Below are 16,786 nucleotides of genomic sequence, written 5' to 3'. Positions count from 1 at the left end.
CAACGATGACCCTGGATCTCAGCGACGCTCAGTGGGTGAAGTCGAGCTTCAGCCAGAACGGCGGCAACTGCATCGAGGTGGCGCCCGGCTTCACCGACGTCACGCCCGTCCGTGACTCGAAGGACCCCGAGGGGCCGGTACTCGTCTTCCCGGCCGACGCCTGGCAGGCCTTCGTCACCGCAACCGGCGCCGGGGAGTTCGGCGAGCTCTGACTCCTCCGCCTCCTCCCCTGAGCCCCGGGCCGACCGGCCCGGGGCTCAGGGCGTGAAAACCATCCGCCGCGACGGACCACTTCCGGGGCGGGACACTGGTCGAGGGGCCTCAGGACGGGAGTGAGCGGCATGTCCGACAGCCCGCTGGTCGGCGAGCTGGCCGCCCTGGTGCGGCTGGCGCACGTCGCACTGCGCGGCGTGAGCGCCGTCCTGACCGGTCCTGGCAGCGGCGCCGAGGGCATCCCGGCCGCCGAGGAGGCCCTGGCCGAGCTGCGCGAGCGGATCGAGGAGGACGCCGTCCTCGTCATCCCCGGCGGCCCCGCCGCCCTCGTGCTCGGCGTGCACGTCGGCTCCGAGGCCGAGGCGCTCGGGCAGCTGGCCGAGCGCCTGCTGGAGGCCGCCTGGGCTCGCCAGGAGCGCGAGCCGTTCGCCGAGCGGCTGCGCACGCCCCTGCGCGGCCTCGCGGACGCCGCCGTGGGCCTCGTCGCCCGGGCGGCCGACGTCCTGGAGTCCGGCGCCTCCGAGGACGTCGCGGGCGTCCTGGCGCAGCCCTCCGAGGTCGGCCGGCGGCAGGGCCTGCTGTACGAGCTGCTGCTGACCCCTGAGGCGACGGACCCGGTCGACGCCGCCGATCTGGTGGTGCTGTCCTGCTGCTACCAGCAGTGCGCCGACCGCGCGGCGGCCGTCGTCCGCCACGCCGGGCTCCTCGCGCCCGCCTCGCCGTGACTCCCCCGGTCCGTTTGCCCGCCTCCTGTGCCCGGCCGGATACTCGTGGTCGGGGTCGGCCCGGCGGAGGGAGCCCGGCATGGCGTCGTCCAGGGGCTGGCAGTTCTGGGTGGACCGGGGCGGTACCTTCACCGACGTGGTCGCGCTCGCGCCGGACGGCCGGCTGCTGACCCACAAGCTGCTCTCGCACGACCCGGACCGCTACCGCGACCCCGCCGTGGCCGGGATCCGGGCCCTGCTTCCCCCGGACGCGCGCATCGAATCGGTCCGGATGGGCACCACGGTGGCCACCAACGCACTGCTGGAGCGCACCGGCGAGCCGACCGCGCTGGTGATCACCCGGGGGTTCGCGGACGCGCTGCGGATCGGCTACCAGGACCGCCCGCGGATCTTCGCCCGGGCGATCACGCTGCCCGAGCCGCTGTACGCCCGGGTGGTCGAGGTCGACGAGCGGATCACCGCCGACGGCGAGGTGCTGCGCCCGCCCGACCTCGACCGCCTGGCCGACGACCTGCGCGGCTGCCTGGCCGACGGCATCCGCTCGCTCGCCGTGGTCTGCCTGCACAGCTACCTGCACCCCGCGCACGAGCGCCAGATCGGCGAACTCGCCGGGCGGCTGGGCTTCGACCAGGTGTCGCTGTCGAGCGAGGTCAGCCCACTGATGCGGCTGGTGCCGCGCGGCGACACGGCCGTGGTGGACGCGTACCTCGACCCGGGGCTACGCCGCTACGTGCGGCAGGTGGCGGACGAACTGGCGGGCGTGCGGCTGATGTTCATGCAGTCGAACGGGGGTCTCGCCGAGGCGGGGCACTTCCGGGGCAAGGACGCGATCCTGTCCGGGCCGGCCGGCGGCATCGTCGGCATGGTGCGGATGTCCGAACTCGCGGGCTACCAGCGGGTGATCGGCTTCGACATGGGCGGCACCTCGACGGACGTGTCGCACTTCGCGGGCGAGTACGAGCGGGTGGTGACCACCCGGGTCGCGGGGGTGCGGCTGCGGGCGCCGATGCTGGCGATCCGGACGGTCGCGGCGGGCGGCGGCTCGGTGCTGCGCTTCGACGGGGAGCGGCTGCGGGTCGGCCCGGACTCGGCGGGCGCCGATCCGGGGCCCGCCTGTTACCGGCGCGGAGGGCCGCTCACCGTCACCGACGCCAATCTGCTGCTCGGCCGGATCCAGGCCGAGCACTTCCCCCGGGTCTTCGGCCCGGACGGCGACCAGCCGCTCGACACCGGTCTTACGTCTCGTCAGTTCACCGAACTGGCGGGCGAGATCGGCGGGATGTCGGCGGAGGAGGCCGCCGAGGGCTTCCTGCGGATCGCGGTCGGCAACATCGCCAACGCGATCAAGCGCATCTCCGTCCAGCAGGGCCACGACGTCACCGGCTACGCCCTGACCACCTTCGGCGGCGCGGGCGGCCAGGTCGCCTGCCCGGTGGCCGAGGAGCTGGGCATCCGCACCGTGCTGGTCCCGCCGATGGCCGGCGTGCTGTCCGCGCTCGGCATCGGCCTGGCCGACACCACGGTGCTGCGCGAGCACGCCGTCGAACGGCCGCTGGCGGACGGGGAGATGGCCGCCGTCCGCGACCGCGCGGACGAGCTTGCCACGGCCGCCGCCGGTGAGCTTCGCGACCAGGGCGTCCCCGAGGACCGCATCCGGCTGGCCCGCCGGGCCCGGCTGCGCTACCGGGGCACCGACACCGCCATCGCCGTGCCGCTGTCCGAACCGGCCGCCATGCGGGCCGAGTTCGAGGAGCGGCACCGCGCCACCTACTCCTTCCTGCTGGACCGGCCGCTGGTGATCGAGGCCCTGGCCGTCGAGGGCACCGGCCTCACCGAACAGCCCGGCCTGGACGCCCTGGCGGCGACATCCGAAACCCCCGCCGAGCCCGCCACCGTCCCCCTGTACACAGGCGGCGAGCGCCGCCAAGTGCCGCTCCTCCAGCGGGAGTCGATGCGCGCGGGCGACACCGTCACCGGCCCGGCCGTGATCGCCGAGGCCAACGCCACCACCGTCGTCGACGACGGCTGGGAGGCGACGGTCACCCCCGCCGGACACCTGCTGCTCGAACGGGTGCGGGCCACGGCCGGGGAGGACGTCGGCACCGCCGCCGACCCCGTGCTGCTGGAGGTCTTCAACAACCTCTTCATGGCGATCGCCCAACAGATGGGCGCCCGGCTGGAGTCCACCGCCCAGTCGGTCAACATCAAGGAGCGGCTGGACTTCTCCTGCGCCCTCTTCGACCGGGAGGGCAACCTGGTCGCCAACGCCCCGCACATACCCGTCCACCTCGGCTCGATGGGCACCACCGTCAAGGAGGTGATCCGCCGCCGCGGCGCCGAGCTGCGCCCCGGCGACGCCTACGCCGTCAACGACCCGTACCACGGCGGCACCCACCTGCCCGACGTCACCGTGGTGACGCCGGTGTTCGACGACTCCTGCGCGGAGGTGCTGTTCTTCGTAGCCTCCCGCGGCCACCACGCCGAGATCGGCGGCATCACCCCCGGCTCGATGCCCGCCGGGAGCCGCCGGATCGAGGAGGAGGGCGTGCTCTTCGACACCTGGCCGCTGGTGGTCGACGGGCGGCTGCGCGAGGCGGAGACCGTCCGGCACCTGACCGGGGCGAGGTACCCGTCCCGCGACCCGGACACCAACCTCGCCGACCTGCGCGCCCAGATCGCCGCCAACCACAAGGGGGTCGACGAAGTCCGGGCGATGATCGGGCACTTCGGCCTCGACGTCGTCCAGGCCTACATGCGGCACGTCCAGGACAACGCCGAGCAGGCGGTGCGCCGCACCATCGACGGCCTGTCGGACGGCTCCTACCGCTACCGGACGGACTCCGGCGCGGTGATCGCCGTCGCCGTCCGGGTCGACCGCCAACGGCGCAGCGCCGTCATCGACTTCACCGGCACCTCGCCCCAGCTCGACAGCAACGCCAACGCCCCCACCGCCGTCGTCACCGCCGCCGTGCTGTACGTCTTCCGCACCCTCGTCGCCGAGGACATCCCGCTCAACGACGGCAGCCTGCGCCCGCTGGAGATCGTCGTCCCGCCCGGTTCGATGCTCGCCCCCGAGTACCCGGCCGCCATCGCCGCCGGGAACGTCGAGACCTCCCAGGCCGTCGTCGGCGCGCTGTACGCCGCGCTCGGCGTGCAGGCCGAGGGCTCGGGCACGATGAACAACCTCAGCTTCGGCAACGAGGACCACCAGTACTACGAGACCATCGCCTCCGGTTCCGGCGCCGGCCCGGACTTCGACGGCGCCGACGCCGTCCAGACCCACATGACCAACTCCCGGCTCACCGACCCGGAAGTCCTGGAACACCGACTGCCCGTCCTGGTCGAGGAGTTCGCCGTCCGCCCCGGCACCGGCGGCGCGGGCCGCCACCGCGGCGGCGACGGCGCCCTGCGCCGGCTGCGCTTCCGCGCGCCGGTCACGGTCAGCCTGCTCACCGGCCACCGCCGCGTCCCGCCGTACGGCCTGGCCGGCGGCTCCCCCGGCGCCCTCGGCGCCAACCGCGTCCTGCGCGCCGACGGCACCGTCGAGGACCTGCCCGGCTGCGGCAGCACCGACCTCGCGGCCGGCGACGCCCTGGAGATCCGCACCCCCGGCGGAGGCGGCTACGGCGAACCGGAGGAGGACCGATGAACGTGCCCCTCGCGGCCGGCCACGTGCTGGTCCGGCTCACGGGCGGCGGGCCGGCGGCGGCCGACGCCGTCCTCGACCGGCTCGAAGCCGTCTTCCCGACCCACACCGGCCGCGGCCGCACCAGGCGCGGCAACCCGTGGGACGACCCACCCACGCTCACCTCCGAGGGCACCTGGACGGTCAACGCACCGGGTCCGGGCCCGCCGCCGGCCGTCTCGCAGACCTTCGACGTCTCCGCCGCCGTTCCCTCGGGGCAGGGGTTCGCGCCGGCCGGCGGCATCACCGCCAACCTGCTGGGCGCGCCCGAGGACGTCGAAGCGGTGCTGGGCGCCCTGGCCGGGTTCGGCCCGCTGCACGAGGAGGGCCGCGACCATCAGGGCCCGCTCCTCGCGGTCCGCGTGCGCCTCGGCGGCAGCACCGGCTGAGCGCCACCGGCTGAGCGTCACTCCCCCAGCGCGGCCAGCCGCCGCCGGGCCGGGTTCAGCGAGCGGCCCCGGCTCGGGGCGTCCCGCCAGGCGTCGGCCTTCAGTAGCCCCTCGACGGTGGCCAGGGTCCACCGCTGCGCGGTGAGGCCCGGGTCGTCCACGTCGTCCCAGCTCACCGGCGCCGCCACCGGCGCGCCCGGCCGGGCCCGCACGGCATAGGGCGCGACGGCGGTCTGCGCGTAGGCGTTGCGCTGGACGTCGAGGTAGAGGCGGCCCAGACGGGCCCGCTTCCTGGCCTCAGTGGTGAGGGTGTCGGGGTGCCGGGCGGCCAGCAGCCCGGCGACGTCGCGGGCGAAGTCGCGCACCTCGTCGAAGGACGCGCGCCGGTCCAGCGGCACTAGGACGTGCAGCCCGCGCGAGCCGGTGGTCATGACGGCGGACGGCAGCCGCAGCTCGTCCAGGAGCGCGTGCAGCAGCCGGGCGGCCTCGCGGACGGGTGCGAAGTCGTCGGCGGGAGGGTCGAGGTCGAAGACCAGCCGGTCGGGGTGGTCGGGCTTGTCGGCGCGGGAGAGGAAGCGGTGCGGGGTGAGGCAGGCCTGGTCGGCCAGGTAGACCAGGGTGGCGGTGTCGTCGCAGACCGCGTACGTCACCGTGCCGCCCTCCTTGGGCAGTTCGACCCGGTGGACCCAGTCCGGGAAGTGTTCGGGGACGTCCTTCTGCATGAATCCGTGGTCGTCGATGCCGTCCGGGTGGCGCTCCAGCATGAGCGGGCGGCCGCGCAGCTGCGGCAGCATCCGCCGGGCGACGGCGCGGTAGTAGTCGGCCAGGTCGGCCTTGGTGATGCCGTCCCCGGGGAACAACACCTTGTCCGGACGGCTGAGTTCGACGGTCCGGCCGCCGACGCGCAGGTTCCTGACCTCGGTCATGACGCACTCCTCCCCGCTCGCTCGCGGGTCACCTCGCGGGCCGGCTTGTCGTCGCGCAGGCCGAGGTAGCGGGGGTGGCGCAGCCGGCCCGCGCGGGTCCATTCGGTGAAGCCGATCTGCGCGACCAGCTCGGGGCGCACCCAGTGGGCGGTGCTTTCGCGGACCTCGTCGTCGAAGGGCGAACGGCTCCGTTCGAGGCCGTCCAGCCGCTCGCGCAGGCCGCGCAGGGTGGCGGTGTCGTAGCCGGTGCCGACCTTGCCCGCGTAGCGCAACCGCCCGTCCTGGTGGTAGCCGAGCAGCAGGGCGCCGAACCCGACCCGGCTGCCTGCGGGTTCGGTGAAGCCGCCGATCACCAGCTCCTGGCCGGCGTCGCACTTGAGCTTCAGCCAGTCGCCGGAGCGGCGGTGCCGGTAGGCGGCGTCGGCGCGCTTGGCGATCAGCCCTTCCCAGCCGCGTGCGCACGCCTCCGCCAGCAGGTCGTGCCCGTCGTGGTTGCGGTGCGGGGTGAAGCGCAGCGGTGCCCGGAACGCGAAGGCGTCGCGCAGCAGGGTCTTGCGGGCGCGCAGCGGCAGGCCGGTGGTGTCCCGGCCGTCGAGGCGCAGCAGGTCGAAGAGGTAGTACGTGACGGCGACCGGGCTGGTGCGCGCGGCGCGCGGGTCGGTGAGCCGCATGCGCTGCTGGAGCCGGGAGAAGTCGGTGCGGCCGTGCCGCAGGGCGACCAGTTCGCCGTCGACGTGGAAGTCCTCGCGGGGCTGGGCCCCGAGAGCGTCGGCGACCTCCGGGTAGGTGGCGTCGAGGTGCTGTCCGCTGCGGGAGCGCAGGTGGACGTCCCGGCCGTGCCGGTCGGCGAGGACGCGGACGCCGTCCAGTTTGCGTTCGAAGAGCCAGCCGTCGTCGAAGTCCCGGCGGTCGCTGAGCACGGCGAGCATGGGGCTCGTCATGACGCGCCGCCGGTCTGCTTCAGGGTGTGGCCGGTGCGGACGGAGCGGGCCCGTTTCGGGTCGGTCGCGCCGTTGCCGGTGGCGCTCGCGTCGTCGTGCTTGACCAGGAGCCAGGCCTCGCGTTCGCCGCCGCGCTCCTCGCGGATGCGGGTGAGGGAGTAGCCGCCGTGGAGCTTGTGCCCGTACAGGTGGAAGGAGGCGTGTCCGCGCTCCAGCGCGTCGGCGACCGGGAGCTCGTGGCCGGCGCGGTCGGTGGAGAGATTGCGGTAGGTGCCCTCGTCCCAGACGATCACGGTGCCCGCGCCGTACTCGCCCTCGGCGATGACGCCCTCGAACTCGCGGTAGTCCAGCGGGTGGTCCTCGGTGGGCATGGCGAGCCGCTTGTCGTGCGGGTCGCGGGACGGGCCCTTGGGGACGGCCCAGGACTTGAGGACTCCGTCGACCTCCAGGCGGACGTCGAAGTGCATCGCCGTCGCGTCGTGGATCTGGACGACGAAGGACGGGCGTCCGCCGGGCTCGGCCCGGCCACCCTCGGGTTCGGCGGTCCTGGTGAAGTCGCGGCGCCGGCGGTAGGCGGCGAGCTTGTCGTTCACGGGGTGCTCCATCGTCCTGTCGCCCGCGCGCCCGCGACGGCCCGGGCGAGGGCCCTCAGCAGCAGGCGTTCGGCCCGCGGGACCAGTGGGGGCGCCGCCACCGCGACGGCGATCGAGGCGGCGACGCCCGCCCAGGCCACCGGGCCGAGCGGGGTGCAGCCGAAGAACCGGCTGACGCCCGGCGTCTGGACGACGACGGCGAGCGCGGCGGCCGAGCCCAGGACGGTCGCGAGGACCAGCGGGCTGCGCGCCCGCCCGGTCAGGGTCTGGGCGAGCTGCGCGCCGACGACGCCGCACAGCGCCATGGTGCTGGTGCGCCGGGCGGAGCCGGGGGTGACGGTGCCGATCAGCCAGGCGGTGGTGGCACCGAGGACGGTCACCAGGCCCCGGTGCCGGATCTGGCGGGCGAGCGGCGCGTCGAGCGCTGCGGTGCCGACGCGCGGGGTGCCCTCCTCGTCCGGCGGGTCGTCCCGCGGCGTGACCGCGACGGCCATCGCCGGGAACATGTCGGTGAGCAGGTTGACCAGCAGGATCTGGCGGGTGGACATCGGGGCGCGGCCGGACAGCAGGGTGCCGAGCAGGGAGAAGCCGATCTCGCCCGCGTTGCCCCCGATCAGGATGGTGATCGCGTCCGCGACGCTGCGCCACAGGGCCCGGCCCTCGTCGACGGCGTCGGTCAGCACGGTCGGCCGCTCGTCGGTGATCACCAGGTCGGCCGCGTTGCGGGCGGCTGCGGAGCCGCGGGCGGCGATGCCGACGCCGACGTCGGCGGCGCGGATGGCGGCGGCATCGTTGGCGCCGTCGCCGACCATCGCGACGACACGGCCCGCCTCCCGCAGCGCCTCGACGACCAGCACCTTCTGCTCGGGCGCGACCCGGGCGACGATGTCGCAGGCGCGCAGCCGGTCGGCCCGGCCGGTGCGGTCGAGGGCGGCCAGGTCGTCTCCGGTGGCCAGGTCGGAGTCCGCGGGCCAGCCGAGCGCGAGTGCCACCGCGCGGGCGGTGGCCGGGTGGTCGCCGGTGAGCATGACCGGCCGCACCCCGGCCCGCCGCAGGCCGGCGACCAGCTCCGCGGCGCCGGTGCGCGGCGTGTCCGCGAGGGCCACGAACCCGGTGAGCTCCAGGTGCTCCAGCGGCCGGTCGAGCAGATCCTCGGCATCCGCGACCCCACTCTGCTCCGCCAGCTCGTGGGTGGCGACGGCGAGCACCCGCAGGCCGTCCGCGCCGAGCGCGGCGACGGTCGCGTTCTCCATCTCCCCGGCGCCGGCGCAGGCCGGCAGGACGCTCTCGGGCGCGCCCTTCACCACCAGCAGGGCGCGCCCGTCATCGTCCGTGCCGGTCGCTGCGGCATAGCCCCGGGCGGCCTCGAAGGGCAGCGTCCGGCTGGGCGTCCAGCGGAGGTCGTCGGGAGCGGCGGCGAGGACGGCCTCGTCGGTGGAGTGCGCGTGGACGGCGGCGGGGTCGCCGGCCGGCGGGCAGGCACGGGCCGCGGTCCGCAGGACGGGCGTGGCGGCGGGGTCGTCCGCGTCGTGCAGGGTGCCGTCCGCCGTGCCGACGCGGACGACCCGCAGGCGGTTCTCGGTGAGGGTGCCGGTCTTGTCGAAGCACACGGTGTCCATCCGGCCGAGCGCCTCCAGGGCGCGCGGGGTGCGGACCAGGACGCCCTGCCGGCCGAGCCGGCGGGCCGCGGCCAGCTGGGCCACCGTCGCCACCAGCGGCAGGCCTTCGGGCACGGCGGCCACCGCGACGGCCAGTCCACCCCGGACGGCCTGGCGCACCGGACGGCCGCGCAGCACGGCGATGCCCGCCACGGCGGCGCCGCCGAGCAGGGTGAACGGCAGGCTGCGGTCGGTGAGTTCACGCAGTCGTGCCTGGACGCCCGCGGCCGGCGGGGTGCGGGCGGCGAGGTGGGCGGCCCGTCCGGCCTCGGTGTCGTCGCCGGTGCCGACGACGGCCGCGCGGGCGTGTCCGGCCACGACGGTGGTGCCCTCGAAGACCATGCAGCGGCGGTCGGCGACGGCCGCGTCGGGGGTGGCGTCCGGCTGCTTCGCGACGGGGAGGGATTCGCCGGTCAGCGAGGACTCGTCGACCTCCAGGTCGTCGGCCTCCAGCAACCGGGCATCGGCGGGCACCACGTGACCGGTGGTCAGCTCGATCACCTGGCCGGGCCTCAGGTCGGCCGCCCTGACCCTTCTGGTCCGCTCCCCTTCGACCACGACGACGCGCTGGTGCTGCGTCATCGCCAGTGCGGAGAGCGCCTGTTCGACCCGCAGCCGCTGGACCGCGCCGATCAGGGCGTTCATCACCAGGGCCCCGGCGACCAGCAGTGCGTCGACGGTCGCCCCCAGCAGCGCGGAGGCGGCCGCGCCGACCAGCAGGACCGGGGTCAGCGGATCGTTCAATTCTGTTCTCAGTGCGCGGAACAGACGGATCGTCAGGTCGACGGGGGCGGACTCCCGCAGACCCTCGGGGCGCACCGGACTGCGCGGCCGGCGGACGGTCTTGAGCCGGGCCAGCGCGTCCTGCGGTGCGAGCGCGTGCCAGGCGACGCGCGGCGGCGGGTGCGGGGCGCGGCGGGCACCGACCCGCTGGGCGGCGCGCCGGCCGGTGACGAGGGCCGCCGCGGCGGCGAGGTTGACGGGCGAGAGGCGGACGCCGAGCGGCAGGGTGCCGTGCGGCCGTCGGCCCCGGGTGACGACCAGGAGGCCGGACAGCGCGGCGCTCGCCTCGGCCAGGGTCTTGGACTGCCGGGCGACGGTGCGGGCGGCGGGGATCGCGGCCAGCAGCCGCCAGACGGCTTCGAGCCCACCCGGCAGGAGGAGGTCCGCGCCCCACACCACCGCGCTGCGGTCGTCGGTGACCGCCGCCGCGAGGTCGCCGCGCAGCAGCCCGGCCAGCAGCTCCCGGCAGTCCGCCGTCTCCGCCGCGCCGCGTCCCTCGCCCTCGCCGTCTCCCCCTCCCCCGCCCTCGCCCTCGCCCTCCTCGCCGACGGCCGGGATGCGGGCCACCGTGAGCACCACCCGCCCGCTGCGCTGGAGTTCGCGCACGGCCTCGGCCAACGGCTTTTCCGAGCCGAGCAGTTCGTCCGCGAGCGCGCCGAAGTCACCGAGTGTCCCGTCGTCGGCCACCACCACGCGCATCCCGGCGCGGCGGGCCGCGTCCAGCGCGGCCTCGGCGAGCGGGTCGATCTCCCGCCCGACCAGCACGGTGCCGACCTCCACCGCGTCCGCGAGGGCGACCATCAGGCCCGTATCGGAACCCAACTGGTCGGGCACCGGACGGAGTTCAAGACTCTCCCCGTCTGCTGACGGCCCCAGCGCCGCCGCGGCGCACTGCCACAGCCGGTCGTGGTCCCACTCCGGCGCGCTGGGGTGGACCTCCAGGACCGTGCGGCCCGCGCCGCGCAGCGCGTCGGGGTGCAGGACGACCGTGTCAACCAGTTCCAGCCGGCGCAGCCGCTCCAGGTTGCGGACCAGGACGCCCTCGCGGGCGAGCCCGGTGCCGAGCGCGGCGGTGAACGCGGCCGGGCCGTACCGCGCGGCCTTCGGGTTCCCGGCCACCAGGCCCTCGGCCGCCTCCGCCGCGTTCCGGGTGAACAGCAGGGCGGCGGCGGAGCCGAGCAGCGTGCCGCCCACCGCCTGTTCGGCGAACTCCTCGTTCGGCAGCCGGCGCAGGGGCGGGCGGGCGGTTCCGCCGCTCGCCACACTGAGCCGTCCGGGCACGCAGAGCGAGTCGTGCGCGGCGTCGAAGGCGGCGGCCTCCGCGACGGTCTCCAGCAACCGGCCGGTCCGCAGCACCGTGTCCAGAAGCAGCGCCGTGGGCGAGCGCCCGAGGCCGTACGCCGCCGCGCCGGCGGCCGCCAGCGCCACCTCGGAGCCGGTGTCGCCGAGTCGCCGGCGCAGGATGGTGCGGACCTCCGGGTCCTCGCGGACCAGCGCGGTCGCGGCGGCGACCAGCCGCGGCGCCGTCCGCAGCGGGATCGCCCGCGCTCCCACGACGGCGGCGAATCCCGCCGCGTCGCCGGCGAGGGCGACCGCTTGGGCGCGGACACTGCCGACCCGGCCGGGGTGGGCGGTCTCCAGGACGTCTTCGTCCACCCGGTCCAGGCGCTGGTCGGCGGCGAGTTCGGTGGCGCGTTCCACCACCCGCTCGGTCACCGCGTCCTCGGTCAACTGCACGACCAGCCGGGCGAGTCCGCCGTCCCAGTAGGCGGCGACCACGTCCGGCCGCTTGGCCAGCGCCGACGCCACCCGCCGCGCAGCCGCCTCGACGTTCCGCACCCGGCCGGCGGCCCGTGGGCGCAGCGACAACTGGATGCGCGAGCCCGCGTGCCAGTAGCCCCGGCCCGCCTCGGCCACGGTTCGGGCCACCCGGCCGACCGTACGCGCCCGCGCGACGGTCGCCGCCGCCGTGCGCACCGTGCTCCGGACGGCGGCGCTGCCCGCCCCGGCCGTCACCCGGGCGGCGGCGCGGGCCGCGGGCCCTGCCGTGCGCGCGGCAGCGACCGGCACGGCGACGGTCAGTCCGAGGCCGGCGGCCGACAGTCTGGTCAAGCGGCGCAGCACCATGGCTCACCTTCGGCCGGCCGGATCAGGCGGCCTTCCGCGCAGCGGGGGTGGCGGTGCGGCGCGCGGTCTTCGCCTTCTTGGCCGCCGTGGTGCTCCGCTTCGCGCCCGAGGGCGCGGCCGTCCGCTTCGTGCCCGCGGACGCCGCCTTCGGGGCCGACGTCGCGCTGTCGGCGTGCAGGGGCCGCGGCTGGGTCAGCCAGACGGCCGCCGCGCCGACCGCCGCCACCGGCCAGTCGACGGCGCCGAGCGCGCCGAGCAGCCCGGCCCCGGTGTAGGCGGCGATGCGGCGGGCGCGCGGCGAGACGAGCCCGATGGTGTCGAGGACGCCGTTGACGACGTCGCCGACCGCGTCGGCGCCCGGGACGCGGCGCACGGCGGACGCCACCGTGTCGGCGGGGCGGTGCAGCAGCGCCGTGCCCGTCGAGGCCGGGGTGGAGGGGGATCTGTGCTCGTTCATGGTCGTGTCCGATCAGCTGTCCTGTCCGTGCGTATGCCCGGCCGCGCCCGATCGAACAGCCGCCCCCGAGCCGGGTGCGCCCGGACGTCCACCCCGGCCGGGATCGTCAGCCGGGAGACCTTCGCCACCGGTTCCGCCCCGTCCGTGCTCGCGCCCTCCTCGGTGACGAAACGGGTGAGCGCGCGGACGCTGGTCAGGAACCGGGCCGGGAGGACGATGGTCGAGTTGAGCCGGAACACCACGCCGCGCTCGTACTGCCGCACGATCGCGATACCGAGGTCGGGCACGGCTCATCGCCTCCTCACCGGGCGGTGCCCGCTGCGAACGGGCACCGTCGGCGTCTGCCCGGACGCGGCCGATCCATGCCCCCGGTCCGCCGGTCCTGCTGTCGGGCGGACCGGCCAGGTCCTCGGGCCGGCCGGGCTCCGGGCCGTTCACGGCACCAGCAGCACCAGCACCGGCCCGGTGGCGAAGGCCATGACCGCGCCACCGGGCAGCGTGAACGCGGTGCCGGCGGCCGGGTCGGGCCGGCTCCAGCGCACGGTCCACACCCGGCCGTCGCGCAGCACCTCGGCCTGTCCCGAGCCGGTGGTGCGGCTGAACACCTCGTTGTCGGGGTGCCCGGCGTTGAAGTCGGTGAACCGGCCGGGGACGATCGCGACGTGCTGGACGACCACGGTCCTGGTGCCCGACCAGCCCGGCCGGCCGTCCACGGTGACCTGGTACGCGCCGCCGTCGAAGCGCGCGCCGAGGGAGGCGGCGGGCAGGTGCCAGGTCATCGCCGCGAGCGGGTCGCCCCCGCCCGGTGCGGGGCCGAACACGAAGCCCGGGGAACGCGCGGGTACGGACGGGGCCTCGGCGAGGATCCGGTGCGGGTCGACGAAGGTCGGGTCGACGGCCTGGTCGGTGAACGCGCCGGGGTCGGTGGCCGGGGTGACGTTGCGGACGTCCGCCGCGTCCAGCAGCGGTAGGAGCCCGCTGATCGCACCGCTGTAGGCGAAGTCGAGGTGCCCGTATTGCTGGAGCAGCGGGATGTCGGTCTGCCGGGCGGAGCGTACCGGCCCGATCAGGGCGGGCAGGTGGTTCGCGTCGTAGACGGCGAGGAACCGGGACTGGCCGCCCTCGACCTCGATCCAGTACACGATGTCGGCCTGGGCCAACCCCTGGTGGATCGCCTGCACCCGCGCGCCGACGTTGTCGATCTTCACGGCCAGCGCGTCGCCCGCCGTGCCCACGCCGTCGAGCGGGTTGCCCGCGGCCGCCCCGGGCGGGCTGCCCGCGCCCTGGCCGGGCGGCGAGGACGGCACCGCGCTCCGGTGCGCCGGGCCGCCGCACCCCTGGACGACGACCAGCCCGGCCACGGCCCCCGCCGCGAGCAGCGGCCACCGCACCTTCATGCCGCCGCGCATGCCCCCGCACCGGCCGCCGAAACGCCGCCGACGTTCCCCGCCCCGGCGTCCGGCCGCTCCGTCCCCGTCGTGCGCGCCCTCCACGTCCGGCCCGTCACCCGGGTGCCGGGCCGTACTGGCGGTGGCGTCGAGCGGCCCGCACGGTGAAGGGGGGCGACGACCGACAGGACGGTACAGATGGAAGCCAACGAATCCGCTCCCCGCGTGGTGGTCGGCGTGGACGGCTCGCCGTCGTCGCACGCCGCCCTGCGCTGGGCCATCCGGTACGCCGCGCTGCTCGGCGGGGTCGTCGACGCGGTCGGTGCCTGGGAGCCGCCGAGCCACTTCGGCTGGTCGGCGCCCGTGGTCGACCCCACCTTCGACCGGGAACTGGCCGACCGGCGGTTCTCCGACGAGCTCGACGCCGTGATCGGCGAGGACCAGCCGGTCCCGGTCCGCCGGGCGATGGTGCTCGGCGACCCCACCGACGTCCTCCTGGAGGCGGCGCAGGGCGCCGAGGTCCTGGTGGTCGGCAGCCACGGGCACGGCGGCTTCACCCGGGTCCTGCTCGGCTCGGTCAGCACGCGCTGCGCGCAGCACGCCAGTTGCCCGGTGGTCATCGTCCGCGCGCAGTGAGCCCCCGGCGCACCGCCGCGAGGGAGAGGAACCCGCCATGACCGCACGGATCGCCTACCGCCGGATCTACGAGGAGTCCTCGCCGCAGGACGGGCAGCGGGTGCTCGTCGACCGCGTCTGGCCGCGCGGGATGACGAAGGCGGACGCCCACCTGGACGAGTGGCTGCGCGACGTCGCCCCGTCGACCGAGCTGCGCCGCTGGTACGGCCACGACCCGGAGCGCTTCGCCGAGTTCCGCCGCCGCTACCTCGCCGAACTGCGCGACGCCGGACACCGCGAGGCCGCCGGGCACCTGCGCGACCTCGCCTCCCACGACGGCGTCACCCTGCTGACCGCCACCAAGGACGTGGACCGCAGCCAGGCCGCCGTGCTCGCCGACTGGCTGGCGAAAGAGGCGCCGAAGCAGGAGCGGTGACCGGCGGGCGCCTCAGCCGAAGCCGAACGGGCGCGGCGCCGTGACGTCGAGGGTGTCCCGCAGCATCGCCAGCGCCGCGCCCAGCGGGCTCGACCGGCCGCCGCTGACCGTGATGTCCCCGGCGTCGGGGCAGCCGTAGACGACCGCCTTCTCCGGCCCGGTGAGGCCGTGCAGCGGGTCGCCGGGGGCCGTCCGTTCCAGCCGGACCTCGACCACGGACGGCCGGTCCGCGCTCGCGCTCGCCACCGCTCGCAGCCGGAGGCCCTGCGCGGCGGCGGCCGCGGCCTCCCGGCCGGCCCGTTCGTCCACCGGCTCGGTGTCGACCCGCACGGTCGACGGGTCCCAGCCCCACACCAGGGCGGCGAGCAGCCGGACCTTGGTGGCCGCGTCGCCCCCGGAGAGGTCGGCCGAGGGGTCGGCCTCGGCGATGCCGCGGCGCTGGGCTTCGCCGACCGCCTCGGCCAGGGTGTCGCCGGCCGCCAGCCGGTCGAGGACGAAGGTGGCGGTCCCGTTGGGGCAGGCCCGGATCGTCCGGCAGCCGAGGCCGCGCACCCCCGTGCGGGCCAGGTCGGCCGCCGGGAGGGCGGCGCCGGTGGCCCCGGAGATCCGGATCAGGCTGCCGCCGGCCCGCGCCGCCTCGCCGAGCTCCCGCCAGTGGCTGAGGAGGTGGCTCTTGGTCGCGGTGACCACGTGGACCCCGCGGCGCAGCGCCAGGGCGGCCTCCTCGGCGGCCTGCTGCCGGGCCTGCGGCGAGGAGGGGAGCGCCTGGACGAGCACCCGGGCGCCGGTCCGTTCGAGGGTCTGCTCCAGCGGGGCGAGCGGGCTCCACGCCGCGCGCGGCGGGACCCGCCCGCCGTCCGGCAGGAGGACCTGCGCGGATCCGACCCGGACGGCCGCGAGCCTCGGCCGTACGGCGTGGTCCCGGGCGAGTTCGTCTCCCCGGGTGAGCAGCCGCTCGGCGTAGGCGCGGCCGACCGGCCCGAAGCCCGAGAGCACGATCGCCGGGTCGTCGGACTGTCCGGGCGGCGCGCTGGTCCTACCGCGTGACGAAGGCATCCCGGCAGGATACCCGGAGGCGTTCGGGCCGTTCGTCCCTCGGACGGTGTCCTCCCGCCGGCCGCGCCGCCGGCGGAGCGCCACGGACCGGCCGTCTTCTCGACGGCCCGGAAACGCGGGCCCGTGGCGGCGATTGACGGCGCGGATTCGGGGCAGCCGCTCGGTACGTCCCGGCTGCGGAACGACCACCGGGGCGGCCAACGCCACCGTGGTACCCGGCTCCGGCCCCGGGACCACGGTGCGCCGCGTCGCCCCGCCGACAGGCCGGACCCCTCCCGGCCACCGGCGCGGGTGGGTGTCCGGCGCCCCCGCCGGCGGCCGGATTGGCCGCCACCCGTCCGGGTAGCCGCACGGTACCGGCGGGCGCTGGGAGCCCGCCCCGGAACCCCCGGAGGCCGTGATGACCGTCAGACGCAGGTCCTGGGCCGTGGCGATGCGCGGGAGGGCGAGCGACCACCGGCGCACCCCGCCCGACGAACCCGACCGCTCGCCGCTGGACGGCAGCGGTCCGCCGCGCCCCCGGCCGTCGATCGCCGACGCACCGGCGGCGGGCCGGGACGACGAGGACCAGCCCGACCAGCCGGAGCCACCGGCGGCGGACACGGCCGCACCGTGATGACCCGTCCATGCCCCAGGACCACGTGGTCAGAGCGGACGCCACCGGTCGGCGGGATCCGCGTGCGGCGGGGCGGGGGGGCCCCCCGCCCCCCCCCCGCCCCGGCCCCCCGCCCCCCCGGGCCCGGGCGGGGGGGACACCCCCCCGCCCCCCACGAACCCCGTGGTGACGGGGTGGG

At 76.3% G+C, this 16,786-nt stretch carries 15 protein-coding genes; 7 read left to right on the top strand and 8 right to left on the bottom strand.

All coding sequences use genetic code 11. The features are described 5' to 3' along the window. The first annotated feature begins 5 nt into the window (after window positions 1–5). From ACPC54_RS33915 to ACPC54_RS33900, 4 genes are all read left to right on the top strand, one after another. Window positions 6–212: a DUF397 domain-containing protein gene (locus ACPC54_RS33915; protein WP_498970296.1), complete on the top strand. Its 207-nt coding sequence runs from the start codon at window positions 6–8 to the stop codon at window positions 210–212. 129 nt (window positions 213–341) lie between these two features. Beyond that, window positions 342–938 carry a hypothetical protein gene (locus ACPC54_RS33910; protein ID WP_498970295.1) on the top strand — a complete coding sequence of 199 codons (597 nt, stop codon included), beginning with the start codon at window positions 342–344 and terminating at the stop codon, window positions 936–938. Window positions 939–1,017: 79 nt separating this feature from the next. Next, entirely contained in the window at window positions 1,018–4,587 is a 3,570-nt protein-coding gene (locus tag ACPC54_RS33905) for a hydantoinase B/oxoprolinase family protein (RefSeq protein WP_498970294.1), read from the top strand. Continuing rightward, window positions 4,584–5,012 (top strand): hypothetical protein, encoded by a 429-nt coding sequence (locus tag ACPC54_RS33900; protein ID WP_498970293.1) that lies wholly within the window; start codon window positions 4,584–4,586, stop codon window positions 5,010–5,012. Before ACPC54_RS33905 ends, ACPC54_RS33900 begins: the two co-directional genes overlap by 4 nt. 17 nt (window positions 5,013–5,029) lie before the next feature. Here ACPC54_RS33900 and ligD (ACPC54_RS33895) read toward each other — a convergent pair whose 3' ends face one another. The 7 genes from ligD (ACPC54_RS33895) to ACPC54_RS33865 all read right to left on the bottom strand — a co-directional run bounded on the left by ligD (ACPC54_RS33895) (window position 5,030) and on the right by ACPC54_RS33865 (window position 13,906). Beyond that, window positions 5,030–5,938: a non-homologous end-joining DNA ligase gene (gene ligD, locus ACPC54_RS33895; RefSeq protein WP_498970292.1), complete on the bottom strand. Its 909-nt coding sequence runs from the start codon at window positions 5,936–5,938 to the stop codon at window positions 5,030–5,032. Then, complete coding sequence (ligD, locus tag ACPC54_RS33890; RefSeq protein WP_498970291.1) at window positions 5,935–6,879, bottom strand: non-homologous end-joining DNA ligase; 945 nt, start codon at window positions 6,877–6,879, stop codon at window positions 5,935–5,937. Before ligD (ACPC54_RS33890) ends, ligD (ACPC54_RS33895) begins: the two co-directional genes overlap by 4 nt. After that, entirely contained in the window at window positions 6,876–7,484 is a 609-nt protein-coding gene (locus tag ACPC54_RS33885; protein WP_498970290.1) for a DNA polymerase ligase N-terminal domain-containing protein, read from the bottom strand. Before ACPC54_RS33885 ends, ligD (ACPC54_RS33890) begins: the two co-directional genes overlap by 4 nt. Further along, window positions 7,469–12,040, bottom strand: coding sequence for a cation-translocating P-type ATPase (locus ACPC54_RS33880; protein ID WP_498970289.1), 4,572 nt, complete (start codon window positions 12,038–12,040; stop codon window positions 7,469–7,471). Before ACPC54_RS33880 ends, ACPC54_RS33885 begins: the two co-directional genes overlap by 16 nt. A gap of 22 nt (window positions 12,041–12,062) precedes the next feature. Then, window positions 12,063–12,497, bottom strand: coding sequence for a hypothetical protein (locus ACPC54_RS33875; RefSeq protein WP_498970288.1), 435 nt, complete (start codon window positions 12,495–12,497; stop codon window positions 12,063–12,065). Next, window positions 12,494–12,784 (bottom strand): hypothetical protein, encoded by a 291-nt coding sequence (locus tag ACPC54_RS33870; protein WP_498970287.1) that lies wholly within the window; start codon window positions 12,782–12,784, stop codon window positions 12,494–12,496. Before ACPC54_RS33870 ends, ACPC54_RS33875 begins: the two co-directional genes overlap by 4 nt. Window positions 12,785–12,931: 147 nt before the next feature. Then, complete coding sequence (locus ACPC54_RS33865; protein WP_498970286.1) at window positions 12,932–13,906, bottom strand: DUF3048 domain-containing protein; 975 nt, start codon at window positions 13,904–13,906, stop codon at window positions 12,932–12,934. A gap of 177 nt (window positions 13,907–14,083) precedes the next feature. On the opposite strand from ACPC54_RS33865, the gene ACPC54_RS33860 reads away from it, so the two are divergent. Then, window positions 14,084–14,521, top strand: a complete 438-nt coding sequence (locus ACPC54_RS33860) for a universal stress protein (RefSeq protein WP_498970285.1) — start codon at window positions 14,084–14,086, stop codon at window positions 14,519–14,521. Between the two features lie 37 nt (window positions 14,522–14,558). Next, the gene (locus ACPC54_RS33855; RefSeq protein ID WP_498970284.1) at window positions 14,559–14,936 is read left to right on the top strand and encodes a DUF488 domain-containing protein; all 378 of its coding nucleotides are present in this window, start codon (window positions 14,559–14,561) and stop codon (window positions 14,934–14,936) included. 12 nt (window positions 14,937–14,948) lie between these two features. Here ACPC54_RS33855 and ACPC54_RS33850 read toward each other — a convergent pair whose 3' ends face one another. Continuing rightward, on the bottom strand, window positions 14,949–15,992 hold the full coding sequence (locus tag ACPC54_RS33850) for a homoserine dehydrogenase (RefSeq protein ID WP_498970283.1): 1,044 nt from the start codon (window positions 15,990–15,992) through the stop codon (window positions 14,949–14,951). Window positions 15,993–16,392: 400 nt separating this feature from the next. Between ACPC54_RS33850 and ACPC54_RS33845 the strand changes: the two genes are divergently transcribed. Next, window positions 16,393–16,608 carry a hypothetical protein gene (locus ACPC54_RS33845; RefSeq protein ID WP_498970282.1) on the top strand — a complete coding sequence of 72 codons (216 nt, stop codon included), beginning with the start codon at window positions 16,393–16,395 and terminating at the stop codon, window positions 16,606–16,608. Window positions 16,609–16,786: the final 178 nt, after the last annotated feature.

The sequence above is a fragment of the Kitasatospora sp. NPDC094028 genome, assembly GCF_049543595.1.
Lineage (GTDB): Bacteria > Actinomycetota > Actinomycetes > Streptomycetales > Streptomycetaceae > Kitasatospora.
The sequence above is the reverse complement of the archived record's forward strand: the minus strand, read 5'-3'. Positions and strand labels throughout refer to the sequence as shown.